At 60.2% G+C, this 19,197-nt stretch carries 18 protein-coding genes; 3 read left to right on the top strand and 15 right to left on the bottom strand.

Going from position 1 to position 19,197, the window contains the following annotated elements; translation table 11 throughout:
* Nucleotides 1–65 precede the first annotated feature (65 nt).
* On the bottom strand, nt 66–416 hold the full coding sequence (gene yajC, locus H4I99_RS13025) for a preprotein translocase subunit YajC (protein ID WP_163905137.1): 351 nt from the start codon (nt 414–416) through the stop codon (nt 66–68).
* Nucleotides 417–630: 214 nt separating this feature from the next.
* Here yajC and H4I99_RS13020 point away from each other — a divergent pair, with 214 nt between their 5' ends.
* Nucleotides 631–1,503, top strand: coding sequence for an ATP-binding protein (locus tag H4I99_RS13020; protein ID WP_163905135.1), 873 nt, complete (start codon nt 631–633; stop codon nt 1,501–1,503).
* Between the two features lie 81 nt (nt 1,504–1,584).
* On the opposite strand, the gene H4I99_RS13015 is transcribed toward H4I99_RS13020, so the two are convergent.
* The 14 genes from H4I99_RS13015 to H4I99_RS12950 form a co-directional block, all read right to left on the bottom strand.
* Nucleotides 1,585–3,150, bottom strand: a complete 1,566-nt coding sequence (locus tag H4I99_RS13015; protein ID WP_163905133.1) for a LysM peptidoglycan-binding domain-containing M23 family metallopeptidase — start codon at nt 3,148–3,150, stop codon at nt 1,585–1,587.
* Nucleotides 3,151–3,293: 143 nt separating this feature from the next.
* Complete coding sequence (locus H4I99_RS13010) at nt 3,294–3,947, bottom strand: protein-L-isoaspartate(D-aspartate) O-methyltransferase (RefSeq protein ID WP_163905130.1); 654 nt, start codon at nt 3,945–3,947, stop codon at nt 3,294–3,296.
* Nucleotides 3,944–4,717: a 5'/3'-nucleotidase SurE gene (gene surE, locus H4I99_RS13005; protein WP_163905128.1), complete on the bottom strand. Its 774-nt coding sequence runs from the start codon at nt 4,715–4,717 to the stop codon at nt 3,944–3,946. Before surE ends, H4I99_RS13010 begins: the two co-directional genes overlap by 4 nt.
* Nucleotides 4,718–4,734: 17 nt before the next feature.
* A complete protein-coding gene (serS, locus tag H4I99_RS13000; protein ID WP_163905126.1) occupies nt 4,735–6,018 on the bottom strand; it encodes a serine--tRNA ligase in 1,284 nt (427 codons plus the stop codon).
* Nucleotides 6,019–6,132: 114 nt separating this feature from the next.
* Entirely contained in the window at nt 6,133–6,954 is an 822-nt protein-coding gene (gene tatC / locus H4I99_RS12995; protein WP_163905124.1) for a twin-arginine translocase subunit TatC, read from the bottom strand.
* Nucleotides 6,951–7,625, bottom strand: coding sequence for a Sec-independent protein translocase protein TatB (tatB, locus tag H4I99_RS12990; RefSeq protein ID WP_163905116.1), 675 nt, complete (start codon nt 7,623–7,625; stop codon nt 6,951–6,953). The genes tatC and tatB overlap by 4 nt, the downstream gene beginning before the upstream one ends.
* 51 nt (nt 7,626–7,676) lie before the next feature.
* A complete protein-coding gene (locus H4I99_RS12985; RefSeq protein WP_163905114.1) occupies nt 7,677–7,874 on the bottom strand; it encodes a twin-arginine translocase TatA/TatE family subunit in 198 nt (65 codons plus the stop codon).
* Between the two features lie 33 nt (nt 7,875–7,907).
* Nucleotides 7,908–9,014 carry an ABC transporter ATP-binding protein gene (locus H4I99_RS12980; protein WP_163905112.1) on the bottom strand — a complete coding sequence of 369 codons (1,107 nt, stop codon included), beginning with the start codon at nt 9,012–9,014 and terminating at the stop codon, nt 7,908–7,910.
* 99 nt (nt 9,015–9,113) lie between these two features.
* On the bottom strand, nt 9,114–9,851 hold the full coding sequence (gene scpB, locus H4I99_RS12975; RefSeq protein WP_163906280.1) for an SMC-Scp complex subunit ScpB: 738 nt from the start codon (nt 9,849–9,851) through the stop codon (nt 9,114–9,116).
* An 8-nt stretch (nt 9,852–9,859) separates the two neighbouring features.
* On the bottom strand, nt 9,860–10,711 hold the full coding sequence (locus tag H4I99_RS12970) for a segregation and condensation protein A (protein ID WP_163906278.1): 852 nt from the start codon (nt 10,709–10,711) through the stop codon (nt 9,860–9,862).
* Nucleotides 10,712–10,728: 17 nt separating this feature from the next.
* A complete protein-coding gene (nagZ, locus tag H4I99_RS12965; RefSeq protein ID WP_163905110.1) occupies nt 10,729–11,757 on the bottom strand; it encodes a beta-N-acetylhexosaminidase in 1,029 nt (342 codons plus the stop codon).
* A 116-nt stretch (nt 11,758–11,873) separates the two neighbouring features.
* Nucleotides 11,874–14,720 (bottom strand): SPOR domain-containing protein, encoded by a 2,847-nt coding sequence (locus H4I99_RS12960; RefSeq protein ID WP_163905108.1) that lies wholly within the window; start codon nt 14,718–14,720, stop codon nt 11,874–11,876.
* 65 nt (nt 14,721–14,785) lie between these two features.
* Nucleotides 14,786–16,546, bottom strand: coding sequence for an arginine--tRNA ligase (gene argS / locus H4I99_RS12955; protein ID WP_163905106.1), 1,761 nt, complete (start codon nt 16,544–16,546; stop codon nt 14,786–14,788).
* Nucleotides 16,547–16,611: 65 nt separating this feature from the next.
* Nucleotides 16,612–17,829 carry a deoxyguanosinetriphosphate triphosphohydrolase gene (locus tag H4I99_RS12950; RefSeq protein WP_163905105.1) on the bottom strand — a complete coding sequence of 406 codons (1,218 nt, stop codon included), beginning with the start codon at nt 17,827–17,829 and terminating at the stop codon, nt 16,612–16,614.
* A gap of 205 nt (nt 17,830–18,034) precedes the next feature.
* On the opposite strand from H4I99_RS12950, the gene erpA reads away from it, so the two are divergent.
* The gene (erpA, locus tag H4I99_RS12945) at nt 18,035–18,367 is read left to right on the top strand and encodes an iron-sulfur cluster insertion protein ErpA (RefSeq protein ID WP_163906276.1); all 333 of its coding nucleotides are present in this window, start codon (nt 18,035–18,037) and stop codon (nt 18,365–18,367) included.
* Nucleotides 18,368–18,371: 4 nt separating this feature from the next.
* Complete coding sequence (gene xth / locus H4I99_RS12940) at nt 18,372–19,160, top strand: exodeoxyribonuclease III (RefSeq protein ID WP_163905103.1); 789 nt, start codon at nt 18,372–18,374, stop codon at nt 19,158–19,160.
* The last annotated feature ends 37 nt before the right edge of the window (nt 19,161–19,197 follow it).

The following is a 19,197-nucleotide window of genomic DNA, read 5'->3' as shown; positions in this document are numbered from 1 at the left end:
GAAACTCTCGAAATCAGATGTTTGCTTAAGGCAATGCGGGGCCGGTCAAGCCGGCCCGGCAGCAATCAGGAGGCAGCCGCCTCGGTCTTGACCGGCTCGCCCTTGACGCGAACTTCGGCGATGTAGGTGCGCAGGGCACGGATCTTGACGCCATCGGCGATCTCGATCTCAAGTTCCTTGTCGTCGATCACCTTGGTAACCTTGCCGACAATGCCGCCGCCCATGACGACCTGATCGCCGCGCCGGATAGAAGTCAGCGTTTCCTCGCGCTTCTTCATCTGCTGGCGCTGCGGACGGATCAGCAGGAAATACCAGATCAGCATCAGCGGTGCGAAAAGGAACAGCATTTCAAGGCCGGAGCCGAATACACCGCCGGTAGCAGTTCCCTCTTGGGCGAAGGCTTCAGTAATGAACATCAATAACTCCCTAGACAAGCCAAGCGCGCGGGCAACCGCTGGCCCCCCGCATCAGGTCGCCGGAATATAGTAACCGGCTATATGAATGCAACAGAAACAGCCGTTATGCGTACCGTTTTACCGCCTCTTACCCTTTCGAGCCTCAAAACGCCATGCTACCGCCCGGCAAAACCGTGACAGGTGAAGATCGCAACACGCTTAAGAGGGAATCGCTATGCCCGAAGAGATCAATCTTTCGCTGCTGGAGGAAATGCGCCGACTGAGGGCAGCCGTCGAACGGCTAGCCGGCCCCGGCCCCGCTAAAATCGACTGGGATGCCGCGGATTGCTTCGTCTGGAGCCCTGCTCGCAATGAGCTCCAACCGGTCAAACGACCGAACCGTATTGCGCTCAAGCTCATCCGCGGCGTCGACCACGTACGCGATATCCTGCATGAGAATACGCTTCGTTTCACAGAAGGATTCCCGGCCAACAACGTGCTGCTCTGGGGCGCGCGTGGCATGGGCAAATCCTCGCTCGTGAAGGCAGTTCATGCCGATGTCCGGGCCGAAACGGGCGTATCGCTAAAGCTGGTAGAGGTGCATCGCGAGGATATCGCCACCCTGCCCGCTCTTCTTGATCTGGCCAAGGATGTGGAGCACCGTGTCATCGTCTTCTGCGACGACCTGTCATTTGACCATGACGACACCGCATATAAATCGCTCAAAGCCGCGCTCGACGGTGGAGTCGAGGGACGACCGGACAATGTTCTCTTCTACGCGACTTCGAACCGGCGCCATCTGCTCCCCCGTCACATGATGGAGAACGAGCAGTCCACCGCCATCAATCCTTCGGAAGCGGTGGAAGAAAAGGTCTCGCTGTCGGATCGCTTCGGCCTGTGGCTGGGTTTCCACAAGTGCGGTCAGGAAGACTATCTGGCGATGATCGACGGTTACGCTGAACATTTCGCCCTTCCACTCGACCGGGAGCAACTCCATCGCGAGGCGCTGGAGTGGGCGACCACGCGCGGCGGCCGCTCAGGTCGTGTGGCGTGGCAGTATATTCAGGATCTCGCCGGTCGCCTTCGCGTCAGGACAGACCGCCCCTGAATGCCGGGTGCCGCAGCCTCCTGCAACAAGAAAAGGCCCGGGATTTCCGGGCCTTTTCATTACCTGCCTGGGACGCAATACCTATTCCAGGAAAGTCATTGGATTTACCGGGGTCGCATCCTTGCGTACCTCGAAGTGCAGCATCGGGCGCTTCACATTGCCGCTCATGCCGGAAGTGGCGAGCTGCTGTCCCCGCTGAACCTTCTGGCCGCGCTGGACCGAGAGCGCATCTGCATGGCCGTAGACAGTGACCGTTCCGTCGTCGTGGCGCACCAGAACCGTGTTGCCGAGTTCTTTAAGGCCGTTGCCGGCATAGATGACCACACCGTTTTCGGCGGCCTTGACCGGCGTGCCCTGCGGTACGGATATATCGATACCGTCATTACGCTTGCCTTCGACATTAGCGCCGTAGCCGGCGACGACCGCACCGCGTACCGGCCAGCGATACTTGCCGATGCCGGTGGCTTCCGGCGCATCTTCCTTCGTATCGACGGAAGCGACTTCGCTGACGGACTGGGTTGCAGCCGGCGGCTTGTAGGCAGCCGGTGCCGGCTTGTTGTCCTTGGCCGGAACAGAGGCCGTCTTGACAGGATCGGCGACCGGAGCCTTGTCGGCAGCGGAGGCCACCTGACTCGACGCACCCGGCATCTTCAGCTTTTGGCCGATGCGGATATTGCCATCCGTAATACCGTTTGCCTTCTTCAGGGCATCGACGGATACGCCATTCGCCTTGGCGATCTTGTTGAGGGAATCCCCCGGCTTGACGACATAGGGAGCAGGTCCGGCACCTGCGCCAGCGTCCGACTTACCTGTGGCGCTCGACGCCAGATTCTGTGACTTATCGCGCGAAGTCGGCGTACTCGGAAGAACGGCGACGTTCTGCTCCGGCGCCTGGGGAGCAAGCGGCTTCTGACCGTTCGCCGGCAAGCCGGAAGCGTCGGCTGCGGCGCGTGCAGCATTCTTCTGCCCTGCGAAGGACGGAATGATGACGAGCTGACCGGCTGCGGCATCCGATGAATGGGTCAGGCCATTGGCCTTCAGGATTTCTCGTTCCGGCACGCCATAGCGCTGGGAAAGCGTCGCAAGGGTTTCGCCGGGCTTCAGCGTCACGCGGGTGGCATTTGCCGCGGACCAGTTGCCGGCCGGACGCGTGGTACCGGTGGACAGCTCGTCGGCATTGAGGTTGCGCGGCGGAGCACCGAGAGATGCTGTTTGGGTATTGTTGGGGGCCGAGGGGAACGGCTGCGCGAGAGCGGCCTGTCGCTCGTCATTGCGGGACGTTGCGGACGGGGGAGCGAGTTCGGCGCGCTGAACCGAAACCGGGGCGGCGGCACTGCGGGCGACCGAAGGCGCGCTCTGAGACGGATAGGAGGGCTGAGCCGAAGGATAAGGCTGACTCATTGCCTGCTGACGGGTCGAATAATCCGGCTGTGCGCCAGCGATATCCTGCGAGGGCACGAGCCTCTGCCCCTCGACACCAGTAATATGACGCCTCGGAGTCGAGGCCGTCGTCATACTGTCGGTTGAAAAGACAGAACTGAAGCGGGACGCATCGGAACTGCACCCGCTGGCGGCACCGGCCAGCAGCATTGCCACTGCTATACGGGCGACTGGCAGTCCGGATTTCGGCGATACATTTTCACGCATAACTCGACCCACATTCTACGCAACTTGATGTGGTTTAATTAAAGCGCGTTAGTGTTACCGGGCGGTTAACTGGCAGGAATCACTGTGAATAATTTCGAAACTCCGCACATTCGCACGGGGTTCGGGCCACGGTCGTCGGCAATTCAGAGGAAAGACGCAATCTTGGGTACCAGCGGCAGATAGGGCGCCTCGAACAGATCCTCGCGCTCGAAACGGCTACCGGTCTTGATGAGACGCACCATGACGCAGGTATTTTCGCCGGTGACGAGCGGAGCGAGGAACATGCCGCCAGAGACGAGCTGTTCGGCGAAAAATCGAGGCATGGCGGGAAAGGCCGCGGTCGAAAGGATGCGATCGAAGGTGCCCTCACCCGATAGACCATTACTGCCATCGGACTGGCGCAGCACCACATTGCGCATGCCAAGATTGTCGAGACGCTGCTGCGCACCGGCAAGCAGCGTCTTGTACCGATCGACGGAAAGTACCCGCTCAGCCAATCGGCCGAGCACCGCCGACATGAAACCGCTTCCGGTGCCGATTTCCAGCACGCGCTGTCCAGGCTTGACCTGTAGCAATGACAGCAAGCGCACCGCGAGGTCAGCGCCTTCCATGAAGGAACCGCATTCGATCGGGATCGAGCGGCTCGAATAGGCCTCGTCGGAATATTGCGGCGGAACGAAAAGCGATCGCGGAGTCTGCTCGACAGCAGTCAGAAGATCGAGATCCGAGATCCCCTCCGACCGGAGCCTGAGCACGAGAGCCGCGAAGCCCTCCTTTTCCACCAAAGCCGATTTCAACCCGCAACTCCGAAGCCCAGCGCCTTCGCAAGACGATCCTGCGCGGCATAGTCCGTCATGTCGAGCTTCAGCGGGGTAACCGAGATCTTGTTCGCCTTGATGGCCTGCAGGTCCGTTCCCTCGCGAAAACGGCTACCGCGATCGCCGAACCGCAACCAGTAATAGGGAAAGCCCCGACCGTCGGCGCGCTGCTCGACTTCCAAACCGAAATCGAGCTTGCCCTGCGACGTCACCTCGATGCCCTGCACCTCAGATGGGGCGCAGCGGGGGAAGTTGACGTTGAGGAACGTACCGTCAGGAAGATCCGCCTCAATGAGCTGCGCCAGCAGCTTGGGTCCGAGCGTCTCGGCGACTTCCCAGGGGATCATCCGGCCGCCATTGTCATATTCGTAAAGCTGGCTGAGCGCGATCGAGCGAACGCCCTGCAGCGTGCCTTCGATGGCGCCAGCCACGGTACCGGAATAGGTCACGTCGTCAGCGAGGTTGCCCCCCGCATTGACGCCGGAGAGCACCAGATCGGGCTTTCTGTCGAGAACCTCGCGGACCGCCATGATGACGCAGTCCGTCGGCGTTCCACGCAGTGCGAAACGCTTGTCGGCCACCTTGCGAAGGCGCAACGGTTCCGAAATCGTCAGCGAATGAGCAAGGCCGCTCTGGTCCGATTCAGGTGCTACGATCCAGACATCGTCCGAAAGGGTTCGGGCGATGCGTTCCAGGACGGCCAGACCTTCGGCATGAATGCCGTCATCATTGGTCAGGAGAATGCGCATACCGTATCTCCCTTGTTTCAGGCAGCCTTCTCGATCTTCTTCAAACCGCCCATATACGGCAGCAATACGTCCGGAATGGTGATCGAGCCGTCCTCGTTCAGGTAGTTTTCCATGACCGCGATAAGGCAACGGCCGACCGCCGTGCCCGATCCGTTCAGGGTGTGCACGAAGGTCGTACCCTTCCCATCCTTACCGCGATAACGGGCATTCATGCGGCGCCCCTGGAAATCACCGCAAACAGAGCAGGACGAAATCTCGCGATAGGTGTTCTGGCCCGGAAGCCAGACTTCCAAATCGTAGGTCTTGCGCGCACCGAAACCCATATCGCCGGTGCAGAGCGTCATCGTACGGAAATGCAGACCGAGACGCTTCAGCACTTCCTCGGCACAGGCCGTCATGCGCTCATGCTCTTCGATCGAGCTTTCGGCATCGGTGATCGAAACGAGTTCGCACTTCCAGAACTGGTGCTGGCGCAGCATGCCACGAGTATCGCGGCCGGCCGAGCCAGCCTCGGAACGGAAGGAAGGCGTCAGAGCGGTAAAGCGCAGCGGCAGCTTTTCCTGCTCGAGGATTTCGCCCGACACCAGATTGGTGAGCGTCACTTCCGCTGTCGGGATCAGCCAACGACCATCGGTGGTCTTGAACAGGTCCTCCGCAAACTTCGGCAGCTGCCCGGTGCCATACATGGCCTCGTCGCGCACCATCAGCGGCGACGACACTTCAGTGTAGCCATGCTCGCTGGTATGGAGATCGATCATGAACTGGCCGAGCGCCCGCTCAAGCCTCGCGAGCGGGCCTGTCAGAACGGTAAAGCGGGCGCCAGACAGCTTGGCTGCGCGCTCGAAGTCCATGTAACCAAGGCCTTCGCCGATTTCGAAGTGCTCCTTGGCAGGATGGTTCCAGCCAGGCTTCTGGCCGACGACGCGGGCAACCACGTTGTCGTGCTCATCCTTGCCCACCGGCACATCATCGAGCGGAACGTTGGGAATGCGCGAAAGCTGGTCTGTGAGTTCCGCGGAAACGCGACGCTCCTCTTCCTCAGTCGCCGGCATTGTATCCTTGAGCTGGGCAACCTCGGCCTTCAGCTTCTCGGCAAGCTCGGTGTTCTTCTGCGCCATGGCAGCGCCGATCTCCTTGGAGGCGGCATTGCGGCGGGACTGCATGTCCTGAAGCGTCTGGACCACGGCCCGGCGCTTCTCATCGAGCGCAATCAGTTGTGCAGCCAGCGGCTCAGCGCCGCGCTTTGCCAGCGCAGCGTCAAGGGTATCGGCGTTTTCACGGATCCATTTGATATCAAGCATCGTCGTTCCAGGTCGTCTTGCGGTGATCGTCGGATCGGACCTGGCGGGCGCCCTGTCCGGCCCCATGGATGCATGCTCGCGATGAAGGAGGCCGGGCAAGCGAGGGCTGACGCCCTATTCGCTCTTCTCGCCTGCCTCGTCCGTCGGTACGAGCGCGTCCGCGTCCGCAGCCCGCCGGCGCTCCACGAGTCGTGCAGCATAGATGGCTACCTCGTAGAGAAGGATGGTCGGCAAAGCAAGGCCGATCTGGGACATCGGATCGGGAGGCGTCAGTACTGCGGCGATGATGAAAGCGACAACGATGAAATACTTGCGCTTTTCAGCAAGCCAAGTGCTTTCGAGAATGCCTACACGAGCAAGCAGCGTGGTCACAACCGGCAACTGGAAAACCAGCCCAAAGGAGAAGACGAGCGTCATGATCAGGCTCAGATATTCCGAGACCTTTGGCATCAGCGAGATCGCAACCTCGCCTTCACCCGGAGCCTGCTGCATGGCGAGGAAAAACCACATCACCATCGGCGTGAAGAAGAAGTATACGAGTGCAGCTCCCATCAGGAACAGTACCGGCGAAGCGATAAGGAATGGCAGAAAAGCCGCCCTTTCGTTCTTATAAAGCCCCGGCGCAACGAACTTGTAGATCTGGGCGGCGATCACAGGAAAGGCGATGACCATCGCCCCGAACATCGCGACCTTGACCTGCGTGAAGAAGAACTCCTGCGGCGCAGTATAGATGAGTTCGGCCTTGGCAACATCGAGACCGGCCCACAACACTGCCCACTTGTAGGGGATCACCAGCAGGTTGAAGAGGTGCTTGGCAAAGGCAAAGCATGCGATGAACGCGATAAAGAACGCACCCAGCGCCCAAATCAGGCGGGTACGCAACTCGATCAGGTGCTCGATCAGCGGCTGCGGCTTGTCTTCAATGTCGCCGCTCATGCACGGTCCTCGGTCTTTGTCTTACGGGGCTTGCTGGTCTTGGCGCCTTTGGCAGGAGTCGTCTCATCGACTGCCTTGGGAGCGGCTGGCTTGCGGGTCCGCTTGGCAGGGGCTACGGCATCGACCGTGGGTGCCCTAACGGATCCGGCAGGTGTCTTGGGTTTGCGGCTACGGCTCTCCGCCTTTACCGCTTCTGCAACGGCAGGAACTGCTGTCGGGACAGGAGCCTGATAAGCGGTCGGTGTCGCCGCTGGTGCAGGCTGAGAGATCTCAGGCGGGGTACCAGGCAACGTCACAGGAGCCTCCGGTAGAACCGGCGTCTCGGCGGGTGTGTCATTGACTGGCGGCATCACGCTCTTGTTGTCGGGCTTGGTCGCCTTCTGCAAGTCGGCCTTGATCTCGTTACCCATCTGGCGAAGCGGATTTATCGCGTCGCGCAGCGAGGTCGCAGGATTGAGCTTACGCGCTTCGTCCACACTCTGACGCAGATCGTCAAGTTCGGCTTCTCGCAAGGCCTCATCGAACTGAGCTCGGAATTCTCCAGCCGTACGGCGCAGTCGCGCGGTCATTTTGCCGAACGCTCTGATCATTGGCGGCAGGTCCTTCGGCCCCACCACCACGATCAGTATCACCGCGATGACGAGCAACTCGCTCCAACCTACATCCAGCATCAAAAGGCTCCCGAAGCCAAATCAGAAGGCCGACGAGCGGCCGTATCGCGCTTATTTGGTCTCTTCGACCTTGTGATCTACCGTCTTGTTCGGGGCCTGATTTTCAGCCTCGTCGTCGGACATGCCCTTCTTGAAGCTCTTGATGCCCTTCGCAACGTCACCCATCAGTTCCGGGATCTTGCCACGACCGAACAGCAACAGGACGATGGCCAAAACGATCAGCCAGTGCCACATGCTAAAAGAACCCATTACTGTCACTCCTTGTTTGCGTGTCCCATCGATTTAAGATGTTTCAGCCCGTTTTACAAATACGAAAATGTCCTGTGAATTCACTGTTACCGTAACCTCTTTGCATCCCGGTGCCAGAACGTCCGCACGAATGCGTGAACGAACAGGCCGCTCGGTCCCGGGCACAGCAAGTTCCAGCAATTCGACAACACCGAGAAAGCGCCGCGACAGGATACGCGCTGGTATTTCTCCGCCTTCTTCCCGCACGACAACACCTGACAGACGGATCGCGACGGATACCGGGCAACCCTCGCCGATTCCCGAAACTCTGGTCTTTCCGAGAGGCGTCTCGACCTGTCCATCACGAACAATGCTCGAAAACTCGTTGATCTCCGAGAAGAAGGCGGCTGTGAAAAGATCGGTGGGCCGACGATAAAGATCGTCCGAGGTTCCCACCTGCACAAGGCGACCGTCCCTGAGCAGAGCGATCCGGTCCGCCATGCGCATCGCTTCTTCGGCATCATGGGTCACCACGACGGCGGTTGCCCGCGTCTCGCGCAGGATCGCCAACGTATCGGCGCGAATGGTGTCTTTTAGTCGGGAATCAAGGCCGGAAAAGGGCTCATCCATCAAGAGAACGCCGGGACGCGGCGCAAGGGCGCGAGCCAGAGCCACGCGCTGCTGCTCTCCGCCCGAAAGGGCATGAGGATATTTTTCAGCATAATGGGCAAGCCCAACGCGCTCCAGCGCGATCATGGCTTCCGCAGTCGCCTCCTTGGGCGGCAATGCTGTCAACCCGAAGCGGACATTGTCCAGCACGTTCATATGCGGGAACAGAGCGAAATCCTGGAACATCAGGCCAATGCCGCGCTTCTCGGGAGGAACGAAACCGGAGGAACCGGCAACTTCCCGTTCGTTCATCAACAGGCGGCCCGAAGACTGAACCTCTATCCCGGCGGCAATCCTCAGAAGCGTGGTCTTGCCCGATCCCGACGGTCCCAACAGGCAAAGAACCTCGCCGGCCTTCGCAGTCAGGGAAACACCGCGAATGGTCTCCTTTCCGTGATAACCATGACGGATATCCTGAAAACTGAGACTGGCGGCGAAGGTTACCCCTGCCGTACGCCTAGCCTCCGTACTATCGACTGCGATCGAATTCATAACATCATCCGCAAGGCCACTGACAATGCACTGCATGACGAAAATGAACCGTCACGGTGGATTTCTGCAGCTAAGCCCATCATCCAACAAAACATGATCCTATTCGTCCGCTTCACCGCCCGGTGTCAAGAGACCGAGTTCTTCAAGATCGAGTTGGGTGATGGGATCCTCGTCCTCTGCGAGGTCGTCATTGCCGATCGGCAGCGGTACTGAGATGTTGGGCGGAATGCGGCCAGAGAGGAGTCCTGCCCCCTTGAGTTCTTCGAGACCCGGCAGGTCGCGTAGTTCTTCCAGGCCGAAATGGTCGAGAAAATCTCGCGTCGTTCCAAGCGTCACGGGCCGGCCCGGCGTACGACGGCGGCCGCGAAAACGCACCCAGCCCGCCTCCATCAGCACATCCAGCGTACCCTTCGACGTCTGCACACCGCGAATATCCTCAATTTCAGCGCGGGTGACCGGCTGATGATAGGCGATGATCGCCAGCACTTCGAGAGCGGCACGGGACAACTTCTTCGCTTCGGCGTCGTCCTTGCGAATGGCAAAGGAAAGATCGGCGGCAGTGCGAAAGGCCCAGTGGTCATCGACCTGCAGCAGGTTGACCCCGCGTCCGGCATAGTCATCCTTGAGGCGCAGCATGATGGCGCGGACATCGGTTCCGCGTGGCAGGCGGTCGCCGATGAAGTTTTCCGATACCGGTTCGGCGGAGGCAAACACCAGCGCCTCGGCTATCCGCATGGCCTCGTTTTCCAGGCGCAGCCTCTCGGCGCTCGGCAGAGCCGGCGCATCCGAAGAATCATCTTCGTCCACGAAGAGATCCTGATCCTGCGGTTCACCCATCATGCGCTCTATTCCACCGACGAGAGGTCGGTAGCGCGCGGGCCGCTACGCATGTAGATCGGCTGGAATGCGCCGTCCTGACGGATCTCCAGCCTGCCCTCGCGCACCAACTCGAGCGAGGCGGCGAAGGCGCTGGCGATTGCAGTTACCCTCTCCTCCTCAGAGGCGAGGTAGCGCAGCAGATATTGCTCGAGCGTCGTCCAGTCAGCGATTTCGCCGATCATGCGCGTCAAAATGGCGCGCGCATCAGACAGGGCCCACACCTTGCGCCGCTCGATCGTCACCTGAGTGATTGCCTGTCGTTGACGAAGGGCCGCATAGGCAGTCAGCAGATCGTAAAGCGTCGCCTCATATGAATTCTCGACGCGGGTCGGTACATGTTCCGGCGCGCCGCGTGCGTAAACGTCGCGTCCAAGGCGATTACGATTGATGAGCCTGGTCGCGGCCTCGCGCATCGCTTCAAGACGCTTCAGGCGGAAGGCGAGTGTTGCCGCCATTTCCTCGCCCGAGGGACCCTCGTCCTTGGCCTGCTGCGGAATGAGCATGCGAGATTTCAGGTAGGCGAGCCACGCAGCCATGACGAGATAATCGGCGGCAAGCTCGATACGGATGCGCCGGGCGCTATCGATAAACTGCAGATACTGCTCGGCCAGTGCCAGCACCGAGATGCGAGCGAGGTCGACTTTCTGGTTGCGTGCGAGAAACAGAAGAAGGTCGAGCGGACCTTCGAAGCCCGCGACATCGATCACCAGAGCCGGTTCACCCGTCAGCCGCTCGGCGGAGGTCTCCTGCCACAACGGGTCCATCGGCGTGGCTGGGCCAGCGCCAGCTGACGAATTGCGCGCCGTAGTCGGGGGCATGGCTCCGGTTCGAGACATCAGGCGGTCGCCCTCAAACCATCGAACTCATTGCGGATATCGGCTTCGGCATAGAGATCGACAATGCCAAAGGCCTTCTCGACGGCATCGGCACGCGCCCTCGCCTTGCCGGCAAGCACCGGTGCAGCAGCGGCAACGGCGCGCATCTCGTCCATCACTCCGTTGCAATGGAGAACGACGTCGCAACCACCAGCAACGATCGCGGCGGCGCGCTCGGCTATCGTGCCCTTAAGGGCATTCATCGACACGTCATCGGACATCAGCAACCCATCGAAACCGATCTCGTCACGGATGATTTTGTCAATCACCACCTTCGACGTCGAAGCCGGATGATCCGGATCGATGGCGGAGTATACCACATGCGCGCTCATCGCCATCAATTCGTTGCGCAACCGGCGGAACGGCGGAAAATCGTGCGCGGAAAGAACTTCATGGGATGTCGTGACGACCGGCAACTCGTGATGGCTGTCTGCCATGCCCCGGCCGTGTCCTGGCATATGCTTCATCACCGGAAGCACACCGCCGGCCTTCAGGCCCGCCGCGGCCGCCTCCCCCATCTCGCCGACAATCACCGGATCGGTACCATAGGCCCGGTCGCCGATGACATTGCTTGCGCCTTCGACCGGCACATCGAGCACCGGTAGGCAATCGACATTGATGCCGAGTTTCAGGAGATCGAAGGCATGAAGGCGAGACATCAGCCACGCCGCGCGCAGGCCTAGCACCCTGTCGCGTCGGTAAAGCTCTCCGAGTTCGGCGCCCGACGGATAGCGGGGCGCGATCGGTTCGCGGATGCGCTGAACCCGCCCACCTTCCTGATCAATCAGGACAGGCGCGTTGCGGCCACCGACGGTGTCACGCATTTCGGCCACGAGATCACGTATCTGCGCCGGCTCCGAAAGGTTGCGGGCAAAGACGATGAAGCCCCAGGGCTGCTCGTCGCGATAAAGGGACTTCTCGTCAGCAGTCAGCGAAAGGCCGTTGCAGCCGAGGATCATGGCTTTCGCCGGGGCGTATTCTTGGGTCATGGGAGAATCATAGAAGGGATGGTTGCAAAGCCGAAGCACTGCAAAGCGTCATACACAAAAAAAGAGGCGAAAACGCTGGGTTTCCGCCTCTTTTTCATATTTCGGAACCGCTGTCCTTATTTCGTAACCAGGCAACTTCCGCCAGCAGCCTTGTAACGCTCGCAGAGCGACTGGGCATCTGCCTTGCTGCCGGCAGAGATGCGGACGCGATAGTAGGTACCCTTGCCAGCGATTTCAGCCTTCTTGATCTCGTAGGCGTGACCACCGACAACGCTCGCGAACTTGCCGGAAATGCTCTTGTAGGACTTCTCGGCCTCGGCTTCGGAAGGAAGCGAAGCAACCTGGATGAAATAGCTGCCGGGAGCTGCAGCCGCAGGTGCCGGAGCAGGCTCGGCCGGAGCCGGAGTTGCGGCCGCCGTTTCAGTGGCAACCGGCTTTGCCTGGGCCACCGGCGCTACCGGAGCAGCTGCGGTTGCCGGTTTGCTCGTCGGGCTTGCGGTGGGTGCAGCAGGCCGGGCGGTCGGAACGGCAGCCGCCGTTTCGGTAACCGGCGCCACTTCCTTCACAGGAGCGGGCGCTGCGGCCGGAGCAGCCGTTTCTGTCGGCTGGACACGTCCGGCCGTCGGCGCAGCAAGCGCCGACTTGGCTTCAGCGGCCGGAGCGTTGGTCTTGTCGGCTGCAGCCGACTGGACCGGTGCCGGTTCTGCAGGAGCTTCCTGTGCGACGAGGGTGCCATCCGGACGGACGATCATTGTACGCACCTTACGGGGCGTGATCGTCGTCTGATCGCCGTCGGCCTCAGTCTGATCTTCTGCCTCGTTCCCGGATGGCAACAGGCGCGGATCTTCGGTCTCGCCGACCGGGGTGCCCATGGCCTCGCCGTCGTTTTCGCCTTCCAGCGGAAGCGTTTCCGGAATCAACGTCTTTTGTACGACATCGACCGGCTCCTCGCTCGAGGAAATCAGGCTCTGCTGCTTCGGCTCTTCGACGCCAGCGCCGGCAACTCGGTCGTACACGGCCTTGTCCTGGTTCGGAACGGACTTGCCGCCCCGGTCTTCGGGAACAACCTTTACCGGCTCTTTATCAGCCGTGATGACAGGGGGTGTACCAGACGAAATGCCCGGAACGCTCGAACCGCTGAACCAGGCATAAAGCCCGCCTGCGCCAAGCAGAAGAACGACAGCAACCGCAGAACCCGTCAGCAGAAGCCGGCGCGTCGAGCTGCGAGTGGCGCCAATGCCTTCCTGAGGCTCGAGCGGAATATTGATACGGCCAGAAGCATTATTGCCTCGGTATTCCTCGGGCTTGTTCAGCGTGCGACGGAAGTCTTCCTCCAGCGCCCGTTCGAAAGCATCGAAGTCATCGAGCGGTTGCTGTGCTGCGACCGGAGCCTTTGCGGGTGCCGCGGTCGAGGCTGCGGCGACCGTCGCAGTTGCGGCGGCGACAGAAGCTGCCGGCTGAACCCGTGACGGAGCCACCGGAGCAGGAGCCGCGGCCTCATCGAAAAGAGAGGCGAGCTCTGTGTCGAGATCGAGATCGTAATCGTGATGGAAAGCTGCCGGTGGTTCCTTGGCTTCCGGAGCAGGTACTTCCGGCACGTCCATCTCTGCTACCGATTCCGGATGCTCTTCCTGTTCGGCAATTTCCGACGGATCGAAGGGCAGCGGCTCTTCGGCCAGATCGAACGACGGCTCTACGACTGCTCGCTCCGGCGCACGCGGCTGAGGCGCGGGACGGACGGGCTCCACCGCAAAAGTCGGCTCGATGGTCCGCGCGGGCTGAGCGACAGCCCGTGGGCTCGGTTCTACTGCTGCGACAACAGCCGGAACCACCGGACGGGCGGCGCGCATATCGGCATCAGCTTCGATATCGGAAAGATCGAGTTCGATATCATCGAGCTGCAGATCAAATTCGGCATCGGCGAAGGGATCGAACGCCTCCTCCATGGACTGACGTACAAGCGCGGATATGACCGGCGCTGCGGCAGGCCGAGGCGCGAAGGCAACCGAAGAAACAGGGGCTGGCGCAGGAGCCGGCTTCTTTTCCTCTTCTGCTGCAAGATCATCGGCGAAGGAGAAGGTGAACGACGGCTCGGCGCGAGCGACCGGTGCGGCAGGAGCCACGGGTGCTGGCTGCGCGATGTGCGACTTTCCTGCATCGGCCTCCGCGATCAGGTCATCGAAACCGAAGAAATCATCGACCTTGGCGGCAGCTTTCACCGGTTCAGCGACGACAGCTGTGGCGACCTGCTCGGAGGGAGACCAGTCGAAATTTTCTTCCGGGAGCTCGGCTTCAAGTCCAAAGTCATCGAGTGAGAAGTCGTCGGCCTCAACTTGGGCAGGCGCCGCCGGCTGCGGCGGGACGGCGGCAACGGGAGCCACCGACTGTTCGTGGTCGCCTGCCGAAACCGACGGAGCCGTCGAAAAATTGGCAAGAGGAAGACGAAAGCGCGGAGCGGTTTCAGGCTCCGAAGCAGAAAAAGCTACACGAGCGGGAGCGACCGCCGGGACCGGCACAACTACGGGATCGACCGGTTGCCAATAGGCCTCTTCTTCCGGCTCTGAAACCGCAAGCTCGAGCTCATCGGCCAGATCCACATCGAAGGACGGATCTTCGCGATAACTGTCGTAGGCCGGTTCCGGTGCGGAATAGGAAGCAGAGACTTCCGGCTCACGATACGTGTTTTCCACGCGAGGAGCCGGCGAGTACGCCGCCACCTGATCGACACGCGCGACAGCCGGCTCTACCGGCTGAGGAGCATCATAAACCTCGAACTCGCGCAGCAATTCGTCTTCAAGATTGAAGTGGTCTTCGTCGGACGGAGACACGCGTGCTGCCGGGGCGGAAGCCTGAGGCTCCGCCGGCTCGAAGCCGACGATACGCGCAAGCTCAGCCAACGGATCGTCGTCCGCAAAGCTGTCATTGCCATATCGGCTGCCATAGGCTGCTTGCTTTTGTACCATTACAACTTCCACTCACTTACGCGACAAAACGCTTGCCAGTGCAATGTGGGGAAATGGTGACGATACTATCGCATTTCTACCGGAGCTTCAGTGCCAGTTATGGACAATCCGGACTTCAGAACAGAGGCGACAGCATGCACCAGCCCAAGCCTGGCGATGCTCAATTGTCGATGTTTATCGTTAACAAAACGTAATTCGGGCGAATCCTTGCCCTTGTTCCAGTGAGCATGGAAAGAACTTGCCAGATCGTAGAGATAAAAAGCAAGCCTGTGAGGCTCCTGAGACTGGGCTGCAGCCTCAATAATCCGGGGATATTCGGCGAGTTTGGCGATAAGCTGCAGCTCGGCAGGATCGTTGATCTGGCCTTTCACGGCAGAGGCAAAATCGAGACCGTCAATGTCCAGATCCGGGAAAGCTTCACGCGCCTGCCGGAAGACCGACATGCAGCGGGCATGGGCATACTGCACGTAGAAGACCGGGTTATCCTTGGACTGTTCGGTCACCTTGGCAAAATCGAAATCCAGCGGCTCGGAATTCTTGCGGTAAAGCATCATGAAGCGAACCGGATCCCGGCCGACCTCTTCCACCACATCACGCAGGGTGACAAAGTCGCCGGAACGCTTGGACATCTTCACCGGCTCACCGTCGCGGTAAAGCTTGACGAGCTGGCACAGCAGCACGGTAAGCTTCGACTTGCCTTCCGAGACGGCGCGATTGACCGCTTCCAGACGCTTTACGTAGCCGCCATGGTCGGCGCCAAGTACATAGATCATCTCGGAATAGCCGCGATCGAACTTGTCCTTGAAGTAGGCGACGTCGGCGGCGAAGTAGGTGTAGCTGCCGTCCGATTTCATCAGCGGACGGTCGATATCGTCACCAACCTCCGTGGAGCGAAACAGCGTCTGCTCGCGGTCCTCCCAGTCTTCCGGCAACTGGCCCTTCGGGGGCGGCAACGTGCCGCGATAGACATGTCCCTTGAAGGTCAGGTCATTGATCGCGGTGCGGATCTTGGCGGCGCCGTTGGCGTGCAGCGTACGTTCGGAAAAGAAAATGTCGTGATGGACGTTCAGCGTCGCGAGATCCTCGCGAATCATGACCATCATCGCATCAATGGCGCGTTCCTTGACGATCGCCATCCAGTCTTCTTCGGGCATCTGGTGCAACTTCACACCATATTCCTGGGCAAGCGCCTGCCCGACCGGAACGAGATAATCGCCCGGATAAAGACCGGAAGGGATCTCGCCGATTTCCTCGCCAAGTGCTTCTCGATAACGCAGGAAGACGGACCGGGCCAGAACATCAATCTGGGCGCCCGCGTCGTTGATGTAATATTCCTTATCGACCTCGAAACCGGCAAAGGCCAGAAGATTGGCCAGCGCATCGCCGACGACAGCGCCGCGGCAATGGCCGACATGCATCGGGCCTGTCGGATTGGCGGATACGTATTCGACATTGACCTTGCGGCCCTTTCCGAGCGACGAGCGGCCGAAATCCGTACCTTGCGTGATCACCGTCGACAGCAGGCGCTGCCAGTAGCCGGTAGACAGGCGGATGTTGATGAAGCCGGGGCCAGCGACAGTCACCTCGGTGATGTCGGCATCCTCCTTCAACTTTTCGCCGATCACCTCGGCCAGCGCGCGCGGATTGGTGCCGATGCCCTTGGCCAAAACCATGGCGGCATTGGTCGCGGCATCGCCGTGGCTCGAGTCGCGCGGCGGTTCGACAACGATACGACTGAAATCGAGCGTTTCGCGCTTTTCCTTGATGATGTCGATCTGCTCGAGCGCGTTCTTAATTCTCGTTTCGAAATCGGCGAAGAGGTTCATGGCGTTTACCTGACGCAGGCGCTCAAGCTTGAGGCCTGGCAAATTGAAAGAAATCGAGGGGGTGCCTATCGCAAATCGGGAGTGTGGTCAAACAACTCCCTGTGGGTGCGCAGCGCATAGGTGTCCGTCATGCCGGCGAGATAATCGCCCACATGCCGCGCCCTTGCCTGCGAATTGAGACCTGCGATGTGATCCACCCAATAGTGGCTCTTCATCAGGCCCGGATCCGTCATGTAGGCGCGGAAGAGATCAGTGACGATCTGGGCCGCACCGGCTCGGATGCGCATGATGTCGGGATGACGATAGATGCGGCTGAACAGCAGCTTCTTGATCTGCCGGTCAGTCTCAGCCATCTCGTCCGAGAAGGTGGCCATGGTGCGATCGGCGGCACGAACGTCCGCAGCACTCATCGGCCGAACCTCCCTCAACCGCTCCTGCGCAACGCCGATGACGTCCTCGACCATGCGGGTGATCTGCCGGCGCATGATCTCGTGGGTGAAGCGGTCCTCGTCGAGATGCGGATAGCGATCGCGCACCTCGCGCATCAGGCCGGCGAGGAAGGGCACGTCTTCCAGCATCTCGAAGGTCAGGTAGCCCGAGCGCAGGCCGTCATCGATATCGTGCGTGTTATAGGCGATGTCGTCGGCGATTGCCGCGACCTGGGCTTCCAGACCGGCATAGCTTGCAAGCTCCAGATCGTGGATTTCGCAATAGTCGAGGATCGGCTGCGGCACGGGACCCCGGGTCCCCTCACCGTCCCCGGTCAACAACGGACCGTTGTGCTTCACCAATCCTTCGAGCGTTTCCCACGTCAGGTTAAGACCGTCGAACTCGGCGTAACGCCGCTCCAGCTTGGTGACGATGCGCAGCGACTGGGCATTGTGATCGAAGCCGCCATAGGGCTTCAGCACCTCGTCGAGCGCATCCTCTCCGGTATGACCGAAAGGCGTATGGCCGAAATCGTGAACCAGCGCCACGCCCTCGGCGAGGTCTTCGTCAAGCTTCAGCGCACGGGCGAGCGCACGGGCAACCTGCGCCACCTCGATCGTATGGGTGAGCCGCGTGCGGTAATGATCGCCATCCGGCCCGATGAAGACCTGGGTCTTGTGCTTCAGGCGACGAAAGGCGGTGGTATGGACGATGCGGTCGCGATCACGCTGGAAATCGGAGCGAGTGGGGCTTCCGCCCTCGGGGAACAAACGCCCTCTCGTCGTCCAGGGGTCGGTCGCATAGACCGCCCGCTCACCGGATCCGAAACCAAGGGCACTTCTGTCAATCGTCATTGCTTGTCCTGCCTGCAGCCCATTGACGCCATTGCGCAGCCTTCATACCTATAGCAAATCAGCCGGCAAGGCTGAGTTTAGCGAATGTCGGATACATAAGCTTCATTCCCCTTCGCGAAAGTCTCAATCTTTCGTGTCCCGCGTTTGAAGCTCCTCCGTTTCCAGTTGCCAACCCGCGGGCCTTGAACCCGTCAGGAGGACATAGATTATGGATGAAACCGTTACCCTTTCGGATGCTGCTGCCAAGCGCATCGCCGCAATCGTCGCCAGCGAAGCCGACAAGAGCGCATTGCGTATTTCGGTGGAAGGCGGCGGCTGTTCCGGCTTTTCCTACAAGTTCGAACTGGACAAGGGACCGCAGGACGACGACATCGTCGTGACCAAGGACGGCGCGACGCTGCTGATCGATTCGATGTCGATCGCCTACATGACCGGCTCGGAGGTCGACTTCGTCGATAACCTGCTCGGCCAGTCATTCCAGATCAACAACCCCAATGCCGTTGCAAGCTGCGGCTGCGGCACGAGCTTTTCGGTATAACTTCATGAAGATAGCCACCTGGAACATCAATGGCGTGAAAGCCAGGATCGCCAATCTGGTCCAGTGGCTCGAAAGTTCGGCTCCCGACATCGTGTGCCTGCAGGAAATCAAGTCGGTGGACGAAGGCTTCCCTCGCCTTGAGATCGAAGCCCTCGGTTATCACGTCGAGACCCACGGGCAGAAAGGCTTCAACGGAGTCGCTCTTCTGTCGAAAATCAAGCCCGACGAAATCAACCGCGGCCTGCCCGGCGATGACACCGACGAGCAGGCGCGTTTCATTGAAGGCGTTTTCTCCGTTGCAGGCGGCGTGGTCCGGGTAGCGTCCCTCTATCTGCCGAACGGCAATCCGCCTGAGGATCCGGTCAAGTATCCCTACAAGCTTGCCTGGATGGAACGACTGAAGGTGTTCGCGGAGAGTCGCCTGGCACTGGAAGAACCTTTGATTCTCGCTGGCGACTACAATGTGATTCCCGAGCCTCACGACTGCAGAGATCCCAAACAATGGGAGACGGATGCGCTCTTCCTGCCGGCGACCCGTGCAGCGTTCCGGCGGCTTGAGAACCTCGGCCTGACCGATGCCGTTCGCGCGACAAGCGACGATCCCCTGCTCTATTCATTCTGGGATTATCAGGCTGGAGCTTGGCAGAAAAACAACGGCATCCGCATCGATCACCTGATGCTGTCGCCGGAAGCGAACGATCGCCTCCTCTGCGCCTCGATCGAAAAGCACGTACGCTCATGGGAAAAGCCATCGGACCATGTTCCGGTCACGGCCACCTTCGATTTCGCCTGAAAATAGCAGGTAGTTACATTGCGGGCCAATAAGGCCC

Origin of the sequence: Paenirhizobium daejeonense, assembly GCF_014280875.1 — a bacterium.
Taxonomy (GTDB): domain Bacteria; phylum Pseudomonadota; class Alphaproteobacteria; order Rhizobiales; family Rhizobiaceae; genus Allorhizobium; species Allorhizobium daejeonense.
The sequence above is the reverse complement of the archived record's forward strand: the minus strand, read 5'-3'. Positions and strand labels throughout refer to the sequence as shown.